The following is a 19,443-nucleotide window of genomic DNA, read 5'->3' as shown; positions in this document are numbered from 1 at the left end:
AGATGGCACAAATCCTGGTAGTGGACGATTCGAGCACGGTGCGCGCCGAAGTAGGCGACTTCCTCAAAAAGAACGGCCTGGACGTCGCCCTGGCCGTGGATGGCCGTGACGGCCTCAGCAAGCTCAAGGGCGACCCCGCCATCAAGCTGGTGGTCTCCGACGTGAACATGCCCAACATGGATGGTCTGACCATGGCCGAGAAGATCCGCAGCGAACTGGGCAACGCCAGCGTGAACATCATCATGCTGACCACCGAGAACTCGCCCATCATGAAGGAACGCGGCAAGGCCGCCGGCATCAAGGGCTGGATCGTGAAGCCGTTCAAGGGGGAGGCGGTGTTGCCGACCTTCAAGAAGCTGGTGGGGGCTTGAGACCCATCCCTGTACATTCGGGCAGGATGATGCGAAAACGGCCTGTTAAGCAGGCCGTTTTTGCGTCTGTGCCTATGTCGCGCACAGATTTCCTGATTAAATAACGCAACATCTGTTGGGCCATGGGGTGGCCCAGGCGACACGCCTGCCAGGCAGGTGGACCCTCAGCCTGCGAATGGCGAACAAACGGGAGATCGAGCGATATGCCTACACTTAAACCGGGTACCTTCCTGCCCACCTCCGCCGAAGACGCGGAGATCACCGCGGCGGCACTGGCCGATCCCGATGCGCAGCCATTGAGTCCGCTCCAGTTGGCACAGTTGCGCCCCCTGCGGGAAAACGACAGGCCCGACGGCAGATGCTTGACTCAAAGCTCCTGAAGCACCAGTTCAAAGCAGATCAACACCGGATTGCAGCCTCGCGCCAACACGCCCTCGCAGACCTGGCCCTGCGGATTGATCAAGCCGATCTCCAGGCGCGCGCGGCCTTGGCGGACTTCCCCCGCGCGGATCAGGATCTCGGTGGCGCGATCTTCCAGTATCCGGCCATCGTCGAACTCAGCGCCGATGATGCTGCCCACGCTCCCGCGCACGATGGCGTTGGCCATCCCATGTTCCGCGCAGGCGGCTTCGACGGCCATGGTCAGATCCTGGTCAGGACGAATGCGAGCCAGCACTACGCGTTTGCCTGTGCTGGTGACGGCCTGCTCGGCGAGCCGGGTAGGGTAGAACAGCGTGAAATTGGTTTCCGGATCATAGCGGGTGGCCATGGTGGCGTCGTGCAGGCCCCAGGCCTGCGCGGGGGTGTCTGCGCCGACCAGGGTCTTTTCCATCATCAGGTGTCCGCCCTGGCGCTGCCCCTGACGGTCGCGCCAGACCGCATGGCAATGCACGAAGGGTTCGCCGTCCTTGCGGCCATAGGTGGCGCAGGCATAGTCGATGAGCGTGCCTTCTTCCATGGCCTGCGGTGCGCTGTAGAAGGCGGCGTGCTGGTCATCCACCGCCAGGGCGGGCATGAGGAAGTGCAACTGGGAGATGGCCAATTGGCCGAAGCGCACGGTGCCGCCCTCCAGGCCAGCGCGGGACAGGGGAATGCTGATCGCATCGCGCAGGTTGCGGCCCGCCTCCAGCGTGAAATCGAGCTGCATGGCCGGGCCGGCCAGTGAAACGATGCGTTGCGGATCGGGGGCGCCAGGGTGGCGCACGGTGCGGCTGAAGCGTGGGGCTGCTTGCATGGAGTCTCCTGGGCAGGGCGATCTGCGGTCTACGATCTTTCGCGGCGGCGGTCTTGGCAGGTCGCCGGCTTGTCGTTTGTTAGGGATAGCGGGAATTATCGCGCTTTGGCGCAGGGCGTGCTGGTGAATGTTTTTGCATCACGCCGCAACATTATTCAGAACGACGGGGCGTGGTCAGCCCTCTGTCAGACCATTGTGCAAAGATCTCGAGGGGAGCGGCGCTCGGCTCCAGCGTCAGGGGGCGCTTGCCGGGGCGGGTGTCGCGCAGACAAGACCATCACAATGACTAGAACCCATTTCATAAATAGGCGTGAGTGCGAGCGAGTCCCGTTTGGGATGAAGTGCAAGGCGCGAATTTGGGTCAAGACTGGGCGTCTTGACCCAAATTCGTAACGCAGCAATTCGCCCAAACGGGCCGCTCCCTCCGGGTTCTGCCCAGAAAGGGCGCTGGCGGCGTTGCGCTCCTTGCGTGTGGCACCGCCACACGACGCGTCGCGCGCCTTGCCAGCGCCCTTTCTGGGCAGAACGCATCTCACGCCTATTTATGAAATGGGTTCTACAAGATGAAGATCAAGATCGTCGCCGTATTGCTGCTGGGGTGTCTCCTGCAGAATCCATCGTGGGCTGTCGAACCGCCGCTGAACAAGGCCTTGCGTGAAGAAGTCATCATGATTCCTTCAGGGACGGGAATCTTCTCCGTCAAGCTCGAGACCACGCTGTTCAGGCCGCCGGGGGAGGGGCCATTTCCGCTGCTGATCATCAACCACGGTAAATCACCGGGCAATCCGGCTTTCCAGCCGCGTGGCCGTGGCGTGGTGATGGCGACCGAGTTCGTGCGGCGCGGCTATGCCGTCCTGCTGCCCATGCGCAAGGGTTTTTCCAAGTCTGGCGGCATGTATGTGGACGGCGGCTGCAACATCCGCGGCAATGGCGAGGCCCAGGCCGACGATCTCCAGGCGGCGCTGGACTATGCGCGCCAGCAAGCCTGGGTGGACAAGGACCGGGTCATCATCATGGGCCAGTCGCATGGCGGCCTGACCACGATGGCCTTTGGCGAGCGTAATCCGCCGGGTGTGCGGGCCTTGCTCAATTTTGCCGGGGGCTTGCGCTACGACGCCACCGGTTGCATCTGGAAATCGGCCTTGGTCGATGCCTTTGGCGTCTTTGGCAGCCGCACCCGCATTCCCAGTCTCTGGTTCTACGGCGAGAACGACAGCTATTTCAATCCCGAACTGGCGGCCCGCATGTATGAGGCGTACACCAAGGCGGGCGGCCCGGCCACGCTGGTGGCCTTCGGCCCCTTCAAGAGCGACGCCCATGGCATGAGCGGCAGCCGCGACGGCATTCCCATCTGGTGGCCGCCCACGGAGGCGCTGCTCAAGCAGGTCGGCATGCCCACCGAAAAGACCGTCAGGCTCACCGGGGAGCTGCCCAGCAGCGGTTATGCCAATCTGGAAGACAGCGCGGCGGTGCCTTACCTGAACGAGAAAACCCGTGCGCTGTATGAGAAGTTTATCGCCATGCGCTCGCCACGGGCGTTTGCGATCTCCCCGTCCAACCACGTAGGCTGGGCCGTGAATGGCGAGAATCCTTCAGAACGGGCCTTGCAGAACTGCCAGAAGAATTCGCCCGAGCCCTGCGCCCTCTACGTCATCAATGACGATGTGGTCTGGGTCAAGCCGGAAGACGGCGCCAGTCCGGTTGCCGCCTCTGGAAAACTCCCCTGAGCGTCCTTATTTCTGGCGCTGGCCGAGGTCGTTGTCCTGTTCTGGCGGTGCTGCGGAGAGCTTGCGTCGGTAGCCGCCTACTTCGCCGATCCGCAGGCCCTTGGGCAGCAAGCCCAGCTTGGCCTGGCCGACGCGCTGGGCATGATAGATGCCGGTGTGGCCCGAGAACAGATAGGCGACCACGCAGGCCAGCGCGGCAAAGGGCCCGATCTGGGGACCAAACAGTTCGATGGCCATGATGGTGGAGGCCAGCGGCGTGTTGGCCGCGCCGGCGAAGACCGCCACGAAACCGATCCCGGCCAGCAGCGGGAAGGGCAGATGCAGCAGTGGCGCTAGCGCATTGCCCAGGGTGGCGCCGATGTAGAAGAGGGGCGTGACTTCGCCTCCCTTGAAACCGGTCCCCAGCGAGGTCACCGTAAAGACCATCTTGCCCAGGAAGTCCCAGGGCGCCAGCGGTTGCTGGAAGGCGTCGACGATCACGGGAATGCCCAGGCCGATGTAGCGATGGGTGCCGACCGCCCATACCGCTACGGCGACGATGAGGCCGCCGATGAACGGGCGCAGCGGCGCATAGCTGACATGGCGTTTCATGAAGGCCGACAGGCTGTGGGTGCTGTTGGCAAAGAGCATCCCCGCCAGGCCGAACACCACACCGGCAGCAATCACGGCAGCCACGCTCCACAGCGCCACGGGAGCGCTGGCGCTCATGGCGTAGTGGGTATGGTGCACGCCCCAGGCCAGGCCGATCTGGTCGGCGGCGATGGCGGCGACGAAGCAGGGGAAGATGGCCTCATAGCGCATGCGCCCGATGGCCAGCACCTCCAGTCCGAAGATGGCGCCTGCCATGGGCGTGCCGAAGACCGAGGAAAAGCCCGCGCTGATGCCCGCCATGAGCAGGATGCGCCTGTCCTCCGGGCGCAGCCGCAGGAGGTGGGTGAGCTGGTCGGCCAGCGCGCCGCCCATCTGCACGGCCGTGCCTTCACGTCCGACCGATGCGCCGAAGAGGTGCGAGGCCACGGTGCCCAGCAATACCAGCGGGGCCATGCGCAGCGGGATCACCTTGCGCGGATCGTGGATTTCATCGATGAGCAGGTTGTTGCCGGCCTCGACCGGCTTGCCGGTATGCAGGTACAGCCAGCCCACCGCAAAGCCGCCCAGAGGCAGCAGCCAGATGATCCAGGCGTGGTGCTCGCGCCAGTGGGTGGCCCAGTCCAGTGCGAAGAGGAAGAAGGCCGAAGCGGAGCCCGCCAGCGCGGCGATGAGGCTGGCAATCAGCGCCCATTTGCCGATGTAGGGCAGCAGGTAGAGCTGTTCCGGATAATTGTGATTTTTCATGTGACCAGGTATCGGGTGGATCTTCCTGGAACACGGGGCGGGAAAGCTACAGGCGAATACCTACAGCCCCGGGTTGCCAGGTCACTGTAGGCATCATCAGCCCCAAGCTGAACTTGGTGGCGGTTTGAGGAGGAATGCCATCTCCTGCCGCGCAATGGTAGCAAGTTTGCCGAATAGGGACAACTTTGTGCTCACGGCGATGGACGTTCTGGCGATTGATCGGGGAGATGCAGGAACGTAATGTCACATTTCTCTTCCAATGCCTGAAGCGCGCTCCGGCACGGGGCGGCCATCACGATAAGGGCAAGTCGATGAACACCTTTCATTGCGACAATTGCGGCGCGCAGGTCTTCTTCGAGAATACCGTCTGCGGGAGCTGTGGCTGGATGCTCGGCTATCAGCCCGAGCTGCAGTCCATCACCAGTTTTTCCGCGCTGGAGACGCCGCTAGCCGAGAGCGGCGCAGATCCCGAGCAGGCAGCGCAGCCAGGACCAGGCCGCTGGCGCAGCGTCCGGCCGGAAAATGAGGGCAGGGTGTTCAAGCAATGCCTGAACTACTGGCGCGAGAACATCTGCAACTGGATGCTCGACGAGCAGGAAACGCATGAGCTATGCGCCTCCTGCCGCCTCACCCGGGTCATCCCGACGCTGGACGAGGGCAACAATCGCGTCCTCTGGAGCCGGCTGGAGACGGCCAAGCGGCGGTTGCTGCATACGCTGTGGACCCTGCGCCTGCAGCCAGCGCCGAAGATGGAGGACGAGCAGTCCGGGCTGGCCTTCGAGTTCCTGCAGGACCTGCCGCATGGCGAGCGCGTGCTGACCGGGCATGCCGATGGCGTCATCACCATCAACATCGCCGAGGCCGATCCGGCCTACCGGGAACAGGCGCGCGAGCAGATGGCCGAACCCTATCGCACGCTGCTGGGGCATTTCCGTCACGAGAGCGGGCATTACTACTTTGACCGGCTGATAGCTGGCAGCGCCTGGCTGGAGCCGTTTCGCCAGCGCTTCGGCGATGAGCGGGAAGACTACGGCGCGGCGCTGCAGAAGCATTACGACAACGGCCCGCGCGCGGACTGGGAGGAGCAGTTCGTCAGTGCCTATGCCAGCAGTCATCCCTGGGAGGACTGGGCCGAGACCTGGGCGCATTATCTGCATATGTTCGATACGCTGGAGACCGCCTATGCCTGCGGGGTGCAGCTGCGGCCGCGTCATGCCGGCGAGCAGAAGCTGGTGATTGCGTCACCGCCGGCGGCGACGGACTCCTTTGATGAGCTGGCGCGGGAGTGGTTTGCGTTGACCTACGTACTCAACAGTCTCTCGCGCAGCATCGGCATGCCGGATTCCTATCCCTTCACGCTGTCGACTCCGGTGCTGGAAAAGCTGCGTTTCGTCCACGACGTGGTCAATGGCGCCAGCCCTGCGCCGGCCGCGTCGTAAGCCGTCCGATCATGCCGGCAAAAGAAAAACCCGGGAGCGCACCCCCGGGTTTTGTCGGCTAGGCCGGCTCGACAGCCGGCCCGGTGCTGTTGAGGCGTCAGTCGTCACGCGCCTCCAGCGCACGGTTCAGGCTCAGCGCGGCCAGCGAGCCGACTGCGCCGGAGAGCAGGTAGAAGCTCACGTAGGCCATGCCGAAGTGGGCCGACAGGCCCAGCGCCACCAGCGGAGCGAAACCGGCGCCGACCAGCCAGGCCAGATCGGAGGTCAGGGCGGCGCCGGTGTAGCGATAGCGGGCCTTGAAGTTGGCCGTCACCGCGCCGGCAGCCTGGCCGTAGGACAGGCCCAGCAGGGCGAAGCCGATCAGGATGAAGGTGTTCTGGCCGGCTTCGCCGCCATTCATCAGGGTCGGGACGAAGGCCGACAGGATGGCGATGAGCAGGGCCATCGAACCCAGCGTATTGCGGCGGCCGAAGCGGTCGGCGATCAGGCCGGAGATCACGATGCCCACCGCCATGATCAGGCCGCCCCAGATCTGCACCACCAGGAAATCGGTGGCCTCGCGCAGCGAATACAGTTTGATCCAGGACAGCGGGAACACCGTCACCAGGTGGAACAGCGCATAGCTGGCCAGCGCCGCCAGGGCGCCGATGATGATGTTGCGGCCCTGGGTGGTGGCCAGCTCGACCACGCCGGCCGGCTCCAGCTCGCGCTCATCGAGCAGCTTGGCGTATTCCGGGGCCGACACCAGGCGCAGGCGCGAGAACAGGGCGACCACGTTGATGGCAAAGGCCACATAGAAGGGATAACGCCAGCCCCATTCAAGGAAATCCGCCGGGGTCAGGCTGGAGAGCATGTAGGCAAACAGGCTGGCCGCCACCACGAAGCCCAGCGGTGCGCCCAGCTGGCCCAGCGCAGCGTACCAGCCGCGCTTGTGCTGCGGAGCGTTCATCGCCAGCAACGAAGGCAGCCCATCCCAGGCCCCGCCCAGCGCCAGGCCTTGACCAACCCGCAACAGCGAGAGCAAGATGATGGCCCAGATACCGATGTGTTCAAAAGTTGGCAATAATGCAATGCCCGCAGTCGAAAAGCCGAGCATGAACAACGCCAGCGTCAGTTTCACCTCTCGGCCGTAGTGCTTTTGTATCGCCATGAAGATGGTCGTCCCGATGGGGCGGGCCAGGAAGGCGAAGGCGAAGATCACGAAGGCGTAGAGCGTGCCTTCCAGCTTGGGTTCGTTGGGGAAGAATACCGCCGGGAACACCAGCACCGAAGCTAGTGCATAGACGAAGAAATCGAAGTATTCGGACGCTCGTCCGATGACCACGCCAACCGCGATCTCACCGGGTTCGATCTTGCCGTGGTCGTGGGCAGTGGAAGGGTGGGTGGAGTGCGGGCCGGAGTCGCCCGAACCTTGAGCGTTGTGGATGCTGGTGCTTGCCATGGCTTTGTCTCCCACTGTTAGAGGTTTAGTCGCAGTACGTGCTACATATCCCAACCTGCCAGGTGGCAGCTAACAGGGTGGGACAAAACGTCCAATCGCCAACACACTTTATTGGCGTTACATTACCACGCTCTGATACATACGACTGGAATTTTCCTTCATGGTTTCTCAAATCCTCCGTCGCGGACTGCTCCTGCTTCCTGCGCTTCTGTTGGCTGGGTGCAACACCGTCGTGATGAATCCCTCCGGCGACATCGCTAACCAGCAAGCGCGCCTGATCGTCATCTCGACCGCGCTGATGCTGCTCATCATCGTCCCGGTGATCATCCTGACGCTGCTGTTCGCATGGCGTTATCGCAAGAGCAACACTTCCGCTCCCTACGAGCCGGATTGGGATCACTCGACCCGTCTGGAGCTGGTCATCTGGGGCGCACCCCTGCTGATCATCATCGCCCTGGGCCTGCTGACCTGGATCACCACCCACACCCTGGACCCGTACCGTCCGCTCTCGCGCATCGACGCCGAGCGCCCGCTGTCGCCCCAGGTCAAGCCGCTGGTGGTGGAAGTGGTGGCGCTGGACTGGAAGTGGCTGTTCATCTATCCGGAACAAGGCATCGCTACTGTCAATGAGTTGGCCGCGCCGGTGGATGTTCCCATCCAGTTCAAGATTACTGCCTCCAACGTGATGAATTCCTTCTACATCCCGGCACTGGCAGGCCAGATCTACGCCATGCCGAGCATGGAAACCAAGCTGCACGCCGTCATCAACAAGGCCGGCGAATATGAAGGCTTCTCGGCCAACTACAGCGGCGCCGGTTTCTCGCACATGCGCTTCAAGTTCCACGGCCTGGACCAGGCTGGTTTCGACGCCTGGGTGCAGAAGGCCAAGGCCGATTCGAGCAAGCTGGACCGCGCCGAGTACCTGAAGCTGGAACAGCCGAGCGAACGTGAGCCTGCCCGCCTGATCGGCAGCATCGAGCCCAATCTGTTCCACGCCATCGTGAACCGCTGCGTGGCTCCCAACACGGTTTGCATGGACAAGATGATGGCCACCGACCTGAACGTGAAACCGGGCCAGCAAAAGGCCGAATGATTGCCTTGCCTGGTAGCCGTATCAGCGCAGCAGAACACCGCTGCGCCCCCATTTCCTTTTTCCCCGGGAAGTAAAGATGTCTGACAATTTTGACCTGATAAAGCTGATCTTCGGTCGCCTCAGTCTGGAAGCGATTCCATACCATGAGCCGATCCTGCTCGGCACCTTCGCCATGGTGGCGCTGGGCGGCATAGTGGTACTGGGCCTGCTCACCAAATATCGCCTGTGGGGCATGCTCTGGCGCGACTGGTTCACCAGTATCGACCACAAGCGCATCGGCATCATGTACATCGTGCTGGCCATCGTCATGCTGCTGCGTGGCTTTGCCGACGCGGTGATGATGCGCGCGCAGCAGGCCATCGCCTTCGGCGACAACGCCGGCTTCCTGCCGCCGCACCACTATGACCAGGTGTTCACCGCCCACGGCGTGATCATGATCTTCTTCGTGGCCATGCCTCTGGTGACCGGTCTGATGAACTACGTCGTGCCCCTGCAGATCGGTGCGCGCGACGTCGCCTTCCCGTTCCTGAACAACTTCAGCTTCTGGATGACCACCTTCGGCGCACTGCTGGTGATGGCCTCGCTGTTCGTGGGCGAATTCGCCCGCACCGGCTGGCTGGCCTACCCGCCGCTGTCGGGCATCCTGTACAGCCCTGACGTGGGGGTGGACTACTACATCTGGGCCTTGCAGGTGGCCGGGGTAGGGACATTGCTATCAGGGATCAACCTGGTGGTGACCATCGTCAAGATGCGCGCCCCGGGCATGAACATGATGAAGATGCCGGTCTTCACCTGGACCTCGCTGTGCACCAACATCCTGATCGTGGCCGCCTTCCCGGTGCTGACCGCCGTGCTGGCCATGCTGTCCCTGGACCGCGTCTTCGGCACCAACTTCTTCACCAACGACATGGGCGGCAACGCCATGATGTACGTGAACCTGATCTGGATCTGGGGCCACCCCGAGGTCTACATCCTGGTGCTGCCGGCCTTCGGCATCTTCTCTGAGATCGTCTCGACCTTCAGCGGCAAGCGCCTGTTCGGCTACACCTCCATGGTCTACGCGACCGTGGTGATCACCATCCTGTCCTACCTGGTGTGGCTGCACCACTTCTTCACCATGGGTTCGGGCGCCAGCGTGAACTCGTTCTTCGGCATCACCACGATGATCATCTCGATCCCGACCGGCGCCAAGATCTTCAACTGGCTCTTCACGATGTACCGTGGCCGCATCCGCTTCGAAGTCCCCATGCTGTGGACCATCGGCTTCATGGTGACCTTCGTCATCGGCGGCATGACCGGCGTGCTGCTGGCCGTTCCCCCGGCTGACTTCGTGCTGCACAACTCGCTGTTCCTGATCGCCCACTTCCACAACGTCATCATCGGCGGCGTGGTGTTCGGCATGTTCGCCGGCATCAACTTCTGGTTCCCGAAGGCCTTCGGCTTCAAGCTCAATGAGTTCTGGGGCAAGTGCTCGTTCTGGTTCTGGCTGGTCGGCTTCTACCTGGCCTTCATGCCCCTGTACGTGCTGGGCCTGATGGGCGTGACCCGCCGCATGAGCCACTTCGATGATCCGTCGCTGCAGATCTGGTTCGTGATCGCAGCGCTGGGTGCTGGCCTGATCGCCCTGGGCATCGGTTCCTTCATCATCCAGATCGCTGTCTCCATCCGCGACCGCAAGAAGCTGGCCGATGTGACCGGCGACCCGTGGAACGGCCGTACCCTGGAATGGTCGACTTCCTCGCCGCCGCCTGCCTACAACTTCGCCTTCACCCCGGTCGTGCATGACAACGACGCCTGGGCTGACATGAAGAAGAACAAGTATCAGCGTCCGCTGGGCGACTTCGTGGAAATCCACATGCCCAAGAACACCGGTGCCGGCTTCATCATCGCTGCGCTGTCGGCAGTGCTGGGCTTCGCCCTGATCTGGCACATGTGGCTGCCGGCTGTGGCGACCTTCGTTGTTCTGGTTGCCGCCACCATCATCCACACCTTTAATTACAACCGCGACTACTACATCCCGGCCGACGAAGTCGTCCGCGTCGAAGCAGAGCGCACACGTCTGTTGAATAGCCATGTCTGAAGCAATCAACCACACGGCCGACGCGACGCCTAGCTCGCGCTATTTCGTCCGCCATCACCATCCGGAGAACGGCACCCTGCTGGGCTTCTGGATCTACCTGATGAGCGATTGCCTGATCTTCGCCTGCCTGTTTGCGTGCTACGCCGTCCTGGGCCGCAACTACGCAGGCGGTCCGACCGGCGCCGAGCTGTTCGACCTGCCGCTGGTGGCGCTGAACACCGCGCTGCTGTTGCTGTCGTCGATCACCTACGGTTTTGCCATGCTGGCCATGCAGGCCAAGAAGCAGCAGAACACCATCTTCTGGCTGATCATCACGGGTCTGTTGGGCGCTGGCTTCATCTACTTCGAACTCTATGAGTTCCTGCACCTGATCCACGAAGGCGCGGGCCCGACCCGTAGCGGCTTCCTGACCTCGTTCTTCGCGCTGGTCGGCACCCACGGCCTGCACGTGACCTTCGGCATCATCTGGCTGGTCGTGCTGCTGTTCCAGATCAACAAGCACGGTCTGACCGAAGCCAACGGCCGCCGCCTGATGTGCCTGTCCATGTTCTGGCACTTCCTGGACGTGGTCTGGATCGGCGTCTTCACCTTTGTCTATCTGATGGGAGTCCTGCCATGAGCCGCGGCCACCAAGAACACCCGGCCCGTCCGATGGGCCACCACGACGACCATGGCCACGGTCATGGTCATGGCGACCACGCCGCCCACGGCACGATGAAGGATTACGTCACCGGCTTCGTGCTGGCCGTGATCCTCACCGCGATCCCGTTCTGGCTGGTGATGAACAAGTCCATCTCCAGCTCGGCGACCATGGGCATCGTGCTGCTGGCCTTCGCGGCTGTGCAGATCGTGGTCCACATCAAGTACTTCCTGCACATGAACGGCAAGTCCGAAGGCGGCTGGAACATGCTGGCGATGATCTTCACCATCGTCATCGTGGTCATCACGCTGGCCGGTTCGCTGTGGGTCATGTACCACCTGAACCACAACATGATGCCGACCATGTCGCCGGAAAACATGCCCACCGAGACGGTTCCCCAGTCGATGCAGGGCATGCAGGGTATGCAACATAGCGCGCCCCAATCGAAATGAGCCAGACGCCAATCAATGGCGTGAAGCAAGGCAAAGAAAGCGGGGCGGCGCCAGCCGTCCCGGTATCCCGCACAAAGGCCAGCCTGCTGTTGCTGACCCTCTTGGCGGGATTTTTCTTTCTGGTCTTCGCGGCGCTAGGAAGCTGGCAGGTCTATCGCCTGCAATGGAAGCTGGACCTGATCGCCAAGGTTGACGCCCGCGTGCACGCTGCTCCCGTGGCTCCTCCGGGCCCGGCCCTGTGGCCGCAAGTCTCTGCGGAGCGCGATGAATATAAGCGCGTGGTCCTCGCCGGCCGCTATCTCTACAGCAAGACCGTGGCCGTGCAGGCCAGCACCGACCTGGGCAGCGGCGCGTGGCTGCTCACGCCCCTGCAATTGGCCGATGGCGAGGTAGTGCTGGTCAATCGCGGATTCGTCGGCGTCTCGCCGCTCAAGCTGTCCGAGGCCAGCCTCACCGACGCACCGGCAGGCCAGAACGCGGAAGTCACCGGGCTGTTGCGCATGAGCGAGCCCAAGGGCGGCTTCCTGCGCAGCAATGATGCGGCCCAGAACCGCTGGTATTCCCGCGATGTCCAGGCGATTGCCCAGGCCAAGGGACTGACCTCGGTGGCGCCGTACTTCGTCGATGCGGACAAGGCCTCAGCCGAGGCCAACGCCGCCGTCGCGCCGGATGCGCAAAAACCGGTCGGCGGACTGACCGTGATCGCCTTCCACAACAGCCATCTGATCTACGCGCTGACCTGGTACGCGCTGGCCCTGATGTCGCTGGGCGCGGGCTATTGGCTCATCCGTGACGAGCGGCGCTGGCGCGAGCGCATCCGCCAAGCGCAGTCGCGGGACTGATCGGCATGACCGCAGCCGATACCGTGGCCAAGCGCAGGACGCTGAGGGAACGCTGGCAGCGCCTGCGCCAGGGCGAGCAGAACCCGGCCGGCCACCAGAACATGCTGCTGCTGATCCAGCTGCGCTGGCTGGCGGTGCTGGGCCAGGTGTCCACCATCGCCTTCGTGGTGCTGGTGTTCGACCTGCACCTGCCGCTGCCGCACATGCTGGAAGTGCTGTCCTGCCTGGTGGCCTTCAACATCGCCAGCCACCTGCGCTGGCACGAGCGGCGCATCGCCACCAATGCCGAGCTGTTCCTGGCCTTGCTGGTGGATGTGGCGGTGCTGACCTTGCAGCTCTATCTCAGCGGCGGCATCACCAATCCCTTCGCCTTCCTGTACCTGATGCAGATCATCCTCTCGGCCGTGCTGCTCAAGCCCTGGTCGAGCTGGGCCATCGTGGGCGTGACCATGCTCTGCCTGGCCGGGCTGGCGCTGTTCTCCGAGCCGCTGGCGCTGCCGCCTGACCACAATGCGGGGCTGCTGAGCCTGTACGTGGAAGGCACGCTGATCTGCTTCCTGCTCAATGCCGGGCTGATGGTGTTCTTCATCACCCGCATCAGCAGCAACCTGCGCGCCGGCGACGCCTTGCTGGCCGACCTGCGCCAGCGCGCCGCCGAAGAAGATCACATCGTGCGCATGGGCTTGCTCGCCTCGGGCGCCGCTCACGAGCTGGGCACGCCTCTGGCCACGGTGTCGGTGATTCTGGGCGACTGGAAGCGCATGCCCGAGATCAGCCAGCGCCAGGACATGCTGGACGACATCGCCGAAATGGAAGCGCAACTGCAGCGCTGCAAATCCATCGTCAGCGGCGTGCTGCTGTCAGCCGGGCAGGCACGTGGCGAGTCTTCCATCAAGACCACCCTCAACACCTTCCTCGACAGCGTCGCCGAGGACTGGCGCAAGAGCCGTCCGGTAGCGGTGTTCGATTACCAGAACCTGATCGGGCAAGACCTGCCGGTGGCCTTCGACTCGGCCATCAAGCAGATGCTGGGCAATGTGCTGGACAATGCCTTCGAGGTCTCGCCGCACTGGCTGTCGCTGGAAGTACGGCGGGAAGGGGGCTTGCTGCTCATGGAGGTATCCGACCAGGGGCCGGGCTTCCCCGAATGGATGATCAACCAGATCGGCAAGCCCTACCAGTCCACCAAGGGCAAGCCGGGGCGCGGCCTGGGCCTGTTCTTCGTGGTCAACGTCGCGCGCAAGCTGGGCGGACGGGTCTGGGCCAGCAACCTGCCCGGTGCGGGCGCACGCGTGACGCTGGAGCTGCCGCTGTCGGCCATCAGCCTGGAAGCCGACGCGCCCACCGTCGCCGGCAGCGTGACGCCGGATTTTCCGACCGGGGCTTGATGTGCCGCAAGCCAGGCCTGACACGCCTTTGACGCGAATCATTTCCTTTTTCTTCTGATGGCGGCAATGCCCGGGGCCGTCTCGCCTTACAATAGCGCCTTGGGAAAGTAGAAGAAATAGGGAATGCAACATGCCGGCTGATCGCCTGCTTCTGATCATCGAGGATGACGCCGCCTTCGCACGCACCTTGGGGCGCTCGTTCGAACGCCGGGGCTACACCGTCCTGCTTGCCGCCAGCCAGGAAGAGGCGGCCCAGCACCTCCAGCAACACCGTCCAGGTTATGCCGTGGTCGACCTCAAGCTGGGCGGCAACGCCTCCGGTCTGGCCTGCGTGCAGATGCTGCACGCCCATGACGAAGACATGCTCATCGTCGTGCTGACCGGCTTTGCCAGCATCACCACGGCGGTCGAGGCCATCAAGCTGGGCGCTTGCCAATACCTGGCCAAACCCTCCAATACCGACGACATCGAAGCCGCCTTCGGCCACGTGGCCGGGGTCTCCGAGGTCGAGTTGCCGGCGCGCGCCACCTCCATCAAGACCCTGGAATGGGAGCGCATCCACGAGGTACTGGTGGACACCGACTTCAACATCTCCGAGACCGCACGGCGGCTGGGCATGCATAGACGCACCCTGGCGCGCAAGCTGGAAAAGCAGCGCGTCAAGTAAGCCGACGCAGACCCGAATGCGGGCCGGACAGGCCAGTGCCCCAGCGGTTATCATTACGCCCGTCCTCGGGCTGCGCTGTCCGGGCCATCTCACCAGAAGGGAATGACGTGAACCAGTTCAACTTCCAGCGCGGCCTGCTATGGGTTTCGGCCGCCGCTCTGCTAGCCATGGGCAGCGCCGCTGCGCGCGCCCAGGACACCATCAGGATCGGCGAGATCAACAGCTACAAGGCCCAGCCGGCCTTCCTGGAGCCGTACCGCCGGGGCTGGGAAATGGCCCTCGACGAAATCAATGCCGGCGGCGGCGTGCTGGGCAAGAAGCTGGAAGTCATCGCCCGCGACGACAACGGCAACCCCGGCGATTCGGTGCGCGTGGCCGAGGAATTGATGGCGCGCGAGCGCGTCGCCTTGCTGTTTGGCGGTTTTCTCTCCAATACCGGCCTGGCGCTGACCGATTACGCCAAGCAGCACAAGGTCTTCTTCCTCGCCGCCGAACCGCTGACCGACAAGATCGTCTGGCAGAACGGCAACAAGTACACCTACCGCCTGCGCCCCTCGACCTCCATGCTGGTCGCCTCGGTGGTCAAGGAAGCGGTCAAGCTGAAGAAGAAGCGCTGGGCCATCGTCTATCCCAACTATGAATACGGCCAGTCCGCCGTCGCCAGCTTCAAGACCCTGATGAAGCAGGCCCAGCCGGACGTGGAGTTCGTCGCCGAACAGGCGCCGCCGCTGGGCAAGATCGATGCTGGCGCGGTCACCCAGGCGCTGGCCGACGCCAAGCCGGACGCCATCTTCAATGCGCTCTTCGCTGCCGACCTCGGCAAGTTCGTGCGCGAAGGCAATACCCGCGGGCTGTTCGAGCAGGTGGACGTGGTCTCGTTGCTGACGGGCGAGCCCGAGTATCTCGATCCCCTCAAGGGCGAAGCGCCGCAGAACTGGATCGTCACCGGCTATCCCTGGTATGCGATCAACACGCCCGAGCACAAGAAGTTCGTCGAGGCCTATCGCAAGAAATTCAATGACTATCCGCGCAATGGTTCCCTGGTGGGCTATAGCGCGCTGATGTCCATTGCCGCCGGCATCCGCAAGGCCGGCAGCACCGACGCCGACCGTCTGGCCGCCGCCTTCTCCGGCCTGAAGGTGGAAACGCCGGTGGCCGCCATTGTCTACCGCCCGCAGGACCATCAATCCACCCTGGGCGCATTCGTGGGCCGCACCGGCCTCAAGGATGGCCGTGGCGTCATGACCAGCTTCACCTATGTCGATGGCGCGGCGCTGCAGTTGCCCGATGCCGAGGTGAAGAAGCTGCGTGCGCCGGACTGAGGTGCGCCCGTGATGCGCCACGCCCGCCGCCTGCTGGACTGAGTTCATGACGCTTGCCAGCCTCGCCGTCCAGCTGCTCAATGGCCTGGCCGACGCCTCTGCCATGTTCATGGTCGCGGCCGGCCTGTCGCTGATCTTCGGCGTCACGCGCATCGTCAACTTCGCCCACGGTTCCTTCTACATGCTGGGCCTGTACCTGGCCTACAGCCTGGTGGACCGGCTGGGCGCAACGCCCTTGGGTTTCTGGATGGCGCTGCTGCTGGCGGCCTTGTTGGTGGCCGCGCTGGGGGCGCTGGTCGAGCTGGCCATACTGCGCCGCATCTATCGCGCGCCCGAACTGTTCCAGCTGCTGGCCACCTTTGCGCTGGTGCTGGTGATCAAGGATGCGGCGCTCTGGTATTGGGGGCCGGAAGACCTGTTCGGGCCGCGCGCACCAGGCCTCTCTGGTGCGGTACAGGTGCTGGGGCGGCGTCTGCCACAGTATGACCTGCTGCTCATGGCCATCGGTCCGCTGGTGTTTGCGCTGCTGTGGCTGCTGCTCAACCGCACCCGCTGGGGCACACTCATCCGCGCCGCCACCCAGGACCGCGAGATGCTGGGCGCACTGGGCGTGAACCAGGCCTGGCTCTTCACCGGCGTGTTTGCGCTGGGCTGCTTTCTGGCGGGCCTGGGCGGTGCACTGCAGGGACCGCGTCTGCCGGCCAACCTGGCGCTCGATCTCGATACCATCGGAACGGCCTTCGTGGTGGTGGTGGTCGGCGGCATGGGTTCCATCGGCGGCGCTTTCGCAGCGGCCGTGCTGATCGCCGAGGTCAAGGCGTTGTGCATTGCCTTGGGCACGGTCTCGTGCTTCGGTATCGAACTCTCGCTGTCGCGGTTGACGCTGGTGGCCGAATTCCTGGTGATGGCGGTGATCCTGGTCGTGCGGCCCTGGGGGCTGCTGGGCAAGCCGCTGGCGCTGGTGCGCGCCGCCAGCCACCATGAAGCGCCGCTGCGCTCAGCCAGCCGGCGTGAGCGCTGGGCCGCCATGGTGCTGCTGGCAGGGCTGCTGGCCTTGCCCCTGCTGGCCGGGCGTTTCCCTTATCTGCCGGTCCTGATGGTGGAAATCCTGGTGGCCGTGCTGTTTGCCGCCAGCCTGCATTTCCTGATGGGGCCGGGCGGCATGGTGTCCTTCGGTCATGCTGCCTACTTCGGCCTGGGCGCGTACGCCGCCGCCCTGGTCACGCTGCGCCTGCAATGGCCGATGCCGCTGGCCATGCTGGCCGGGGCCGGTACGGCCATGCTGGCGGCGCTGCTGTTCGGCTGGTTCTGCGTGCGTCTGTCCGGCGTCTACCTGGCCATGCTGACGCTGGCCTTTGCGCAGATCGTCTGGGCCGCCCTCTATCAATGGGATGACCTCACAGGCGGCAGCAATGGGCTGGTCGGATTGCGTACGGCCGCCGCGCTGGCCTCGCCGCTGGCCTACTACTACCTGGCGCTGCTGTGCAGCGCGCTGGGCGTCTACCTGCTGCGGCGGGTGATCCATGCGCCGTTCGGACTGGCCTTGCGCGCCGCACGCGATGCCTCGGGGCGTGCACAGGCGCTGGGCATGGATGTGCGCGCCTTGCAATGGGGCGGCTTTGCATTGGCAGGCCTCTTCTGCGGGCTGGCCGGGGTGCTGTTCGCTTTTTCCAAGGGCAGCATCTCGCCCGAAGTCGCCGGCGTGAACCGCTCGGTGGATGGCCTGGTGATGGTCCTGCTGGGTGGCGTGCAAAGCCTGGTGGGACCGCTGCTGGGCGCCTCCGTGTTCACCTGGCTGCAAGATCTGGTGGCGCGCGAGACCGACTATTGGCGCGCCTTGCTGGGCGGTGTGATCCTGTTGTTGGTGCTGCTCCTGCCGGGCGGCCTGGCCGGTGCCTGGCGCAGGGCCGCCCGGCCAGGGGAGGGCGCATGAGCCTCCTGCAGGTACAGCAGTTGTCCAAATCCTTCGGCGGCGTGGCCGCGCTCGAGGATCTTTCCTTCGCGCTGCCGGCCGGTCAGATGCTGGCGTTGATCGGTCCCAATGGTGCGGGCAAGTCAACCTGCTTCAACCTGATCAACGGCCAGCTACGTCCGGATCGCGGCGAGGTGCTGCTGGACGGGCAGTCCATCACCGGGCTGGATGCGCGTCGCATCTGGCGTCGCGGCGTGGGCCGCACCTTCCAGGTATCGGCCGCCTTCAGTTCCATGACGGTGCTGCAAAGCGTGCAGGCCGCCTTGCTCTCGCATCATCGCCGGCTGTGGCAGCTCTGGCGTCCGGCTGACTCCCAGTTCCGCCAGGAAGCCATGGACCTGCTCGACCAGGTCGGCATGGCCGCCCAGGCCCAGCGCGCTTGCGCCGTGCTGGCCTACGGCGACATCAAGCGGGTCGAACTGGCCATGGCGCTGTCCAATGCACCGCGTCTGTTGCTCATGGATGAACCCACTGCCGGCATGGCCGCGCAGGAAAGGCAAGCGCTCATGGCGCTCACGCGCAGGCTGGTCAACGAGCGCGGGATTGCCGTGCTGTTTACCGAACACAGCATGGATGTGGTGTTCGCCCATGCCGACCGCATCCTGGTGCTGGCGCGCGGCCAACTGGTGGCCGATGGCGCGCCTGCCGCCGTGCGCGCCGATGCCCGGGTGCGCGAACTCTATTTCGGCACTGGCGCCAGTTTCGGAGGGGCGGCATGAGTCAGTGCCTGTTGCAGGTGCAAGGCCTGCATGCGTGGTATGCCGACGCCCACATACTCTTCGGCCTGAACCTGGAGATCCGCGCAGGCGAAGTGGTGGCGCTCATGGGGCGCAATGGCGCAGGCAAGTCCACCACGCTGAAGGCCTTGATGGGCCTGCTGGAGCGCCGCCAAGGACAGGTCCGTCTGGAAGGACGCGACATCGGCAAGCTCGCACCGCATCAGCGCGCACGGCTGGGACTGGGCTATGTGCCGGAAGACCGCCGCATCTTCACCGAACTGAGCGTGCTGGAAAACCTCGAGACCGGCCGCCAGCCGCCGCGTCGCGGTGCGCCGCACTGGACGCCGCAGGCCTTGTTCGAGCTCTTTCCCAACCTCGGCGCGATGCCGCAGCGCCCCGGCGGGCGCATGAGCGGAGGCGAGCAGCAGATGCTCACCATTGCCCGCACGCTCATGGGCAATCCGCGCCTGCTGTTGCTGGATGAGCCTTCCGAGGGCGTGGCGCCGGTGATCGTCGAGCAGATGGCGGTGATGATTCAAGAGCTCAAGCGCAGCGGCATCGCCATCCTGCTGTGCGAACAGAATCTGCACTTCGCCAGCCTGGTCTGCGACCGCGCCTATCTGCTCGATCAAGGCCGTATCGTGGCCGAGGGCACGCCCGCGAGCCTCCAAGCTCATCAGCAGCAATCCGGCCTCTGACAAGGCTTGCGCAAAGATGTAAC

Annotated in this window: 17 protein-coding genes and 1 riboswitch; of the genes, 14 read left to right on the top strand and 3 right to left on the bottom strand. The window is 64.1% G+C overall.

What is annotated here, in order from left to right:
- Positions 1 to 2: 2 nt before the first annotated feature.
- A complete protein-coding gene (locus BGK68_RS19955) occupies positions 3 to 371 on the top strand; it encodes a response regulator (protein WP_013234448.1) in 369 nt (122 codons plus the stop codon).
- A 367-nt stretch (positions 372 to 738) separates the two neighbouring features.
- Here BGK68_RS19955 and BGK68_RS19950 read toward each other — a convergent pair whose 3' ends face one another.
- Positions 739 to 1,605 (bottom strand): PCC domain-containing protein, encoded by an 867-nt coding sequence (locus BGK68_RS19950; RefSeq protein ID WP_075258516.1) that lies wholly within the window; start codon positions 1,603 to 1,605, stop codon positions 739 to 741.
- Between the two features lie 563 nt (positions 1,606 to 2,168).
- Here BGK68_RS19950 and BGK68_RS19945 point away from each other — a divergent pair.
- A complete protein-coding gene (locus BGK68_RS19945; RefSeq protein ID WP_075258515.1) occupies positions 2,169 to 3,332 on the top strand; it encodes a dienelactone hydrolase family protein in 1,164 nt (387 codons plus the stop codon).
- Between the two features lie 6 nt (positions 3,333 to 3,338).
- Here BGK68_RS19945 and BGK68_RS19940 read toward each other — a convergent pair whose 3' ends face one another.
- On the bottom strand, positions 3,339 to 4,667 hold the full coding sequence (locus tag BGK68_RS19940; protein ID WP_075258514.1) for a voltage-gated chloride channel family protein: 1,329 nt from the start codon (positions 4,665 to 4,667) through the stop codon (positions 3,339 to 3,341).
- 80 nt (positions 4,668 to 4,747) lie between these two features.
- A riboswitch (Fluoride riboswitch) is annotated at positions 4,748 to 4,821 on the bottom strand.
- Positions 4,822 to 4,978: 157 nt separating this feature from the next.
- On the opposite strand from BGK68_RS19940, the gene BGK68_RS19935 reads away from it, so the two are divergent.
- Positions 4,979 to 6,106 (top strand): zinc-binding metallopeptidase family protein, encoded by a 1,128-nt coding sequence (locus BGK68_RS19935; RefSeq protein WP_075258513.1) that lies wholly within the window; start codon positions 4,979 to 4,981, stop codon positions 6,104 to 6,106.
- A gap of 97 nt (positions 6,107 to 6,203) precedes the next feature.
- Here the strand turns inward: BGK68_RS19935 and BGK68_RS19930 are convergent, their stop codons facing one another.
- Positions 6,204 to 7,547 (bottom strand): MFS transporter, encoded by a 1,344-nt coding sequence (locus BGK68_RS19930; protein WP_075258512.1) that lies wholly within the window; start codon positions 7,545 to 7,547, stop codon positions 6,204 to 6,206.
- Between the two features lie 160 nt (positions 7,548 to 7,707).
- On the opposite strand from BGK68_RS19930, the gene cyoA reads away from it, so the two are divergent.
- The 11 genes from cyoA (at position 7,708) to BGK68_RS19875 (ending at position 19,420) form a co-directional block, all read left to right on the top strand.
- A complete protein-coding gene (cyoA, locus tag BGK68_RS19925; protein WP_075258511.1) occupies positions 7,708 to 8,640 on the top strand; it encodes a ubiquinol oxidase subunit II in 933 nt (310 codons plus the stop codon).
- 76 nt (positions 8,641 to 8,716) lie between these two features.
- On the top strand, positions 8,717 to 10,720 hold the full coding sequence (gene cyoB, locus BGK68_RS19920; protein WP_075258510.1) for a cytochrome o ubiquinol oxidase subunit I: 2,004 nt from the start codon (positions 8,717 to 8,719) through the stop codon (positions 10,718 to 10,720).
- The gene (gene cyoC / locus BGK68_RS19915; protein ID WP_013234440.1) at positions 10,713 to 11,339 is read left to right on the top strand and encodes a cytochrome o ubiquinol oxidase subunit III; all 627 of its coding nucleotides are present in this window, start codon (positions 10,713 to 10,715) and stop codon (positions 11,337 to 11,339) included. The genes cyoB and cyoC overlap by 8 nt, the downstream gene beginning before the upstream one ends.
- Positions 11,336 to 11,812, top strand: coding sequence for a cytochrome o ubiquinol oxidase subunit IV (gene cyoD, locus BGK68_RS19910; protein ID WP_075258509.1), 477 nt, complete (start codon positions 11,336 to 11,338; stop codon positions 11,810 to 11,812). Before cyoC ends, cyoD begins: the two co-directional genes overlap by 4 nt.
- Positions 11,809 to 12,654: an SURF1 family protein gene (locus BGK68_RS19905; RefSeq protein ID WP_075258508.1), complete on the top strand. Its 846-nt coding sequence runs from the start codon at positions 11,809 to 11,811 to the stop codon at positions 12,652 to 12,654. Before cyoD ends, BGK68_RS19905 begins: the two co-directional genes overlap by 4 nt.
- 5 nt (positions 12,655 to 12,659) lie before the next feature.
- Complete coding sequence (locus BGK68_RS19900; RefSeq protein WP_075258507.1) at positions 12,660 to 14,042, top strand: ATP-binding protein; 1,383 nt, start codon at positions 12,660 to 12,662, stop codon at positions 14,040 to 14,042.
- 130 nt (positions 14,043 to 14,172) lie between these two features.
- Positions 14,173 to 14,709, top strand: coding sequence for a response regulator transcription factor (locus BGK68_RS19895; RefSeq protein ID WP_013234436.1), 537 nt, complete (start codon positions 14,173 to 14,175; stop codon positions 14,707 to 14,709).
- A 167-nt stretch (positions 14,710 to 14,876) separates the two neighbouring features.
- Positions 14,877 to 16,031, top strand: a complete 1,155-nt coding sequence (locus tag BGK68_RS19890) for an ABC transporter substrate-binding protein (RefSeq protein WP_233149469.1) — start codon at positions 14,877 to 14,879, stop codon at positions 16,029 to 16,031.
- 46 nt (positions 16,032 to 16,077) lie between these two features.
- Positions 16,078 to 17,964 (top strand): ABC transporter permease, encoded by a 1,887-nt coding sequence (locus BGK68_RS19885; RefSeq protein ID WP_075258505.1) that lies wholly within the window; start codon positions 16,078 to 16,080, stop codon positions 17,962 to 17,964.
- On the top strand, positions 17,961 to 18,722 hold the full coding sequence (locus BGK68_RS19880; RefSeq protein WP_075258504.1) for an ABC transporter ATP-binding protein: 762 nt from the start codon (positions 17,961 to 17,963) through the stop codon (positions 18,720 to 18,722). Before BGK68_RS19885 ends, BGK68_RS19880 begins: the two co-directional genes overlap by 4 nt.
- A complete protein-coding gene (locus BGK68_RS19875) occupies positions 18,719 to 19,420 on the top strand; it encodes an ABC transporter ATP-binding protein (RefSeq protein ID WP_075258503.1) in 702 nt (233 codons plus the stop codon). Before BGK68_RS19880 ends, BGK68_RS19875 begins: the two co-directional genes overlap by 4 nt.
- Positions 19,421 to 19,443 lie beyond the last annotated feature (23 nt).

The sequence above is a fragment of the Herbaspirillum camelliae genome (assembly GCF_001929405.1).
GTDB lineage: Bacteria > Pseudomonadota > Gammaproteobacteria > Burkholderiales > Burkholderiaceae_D > Herbaspirillum > Herbaspirillum seropedicae.
Note: the sequence above shows the minus strand (reverse complement) of the source record. Positions and strands in the feature narration are given on the sequence as shown.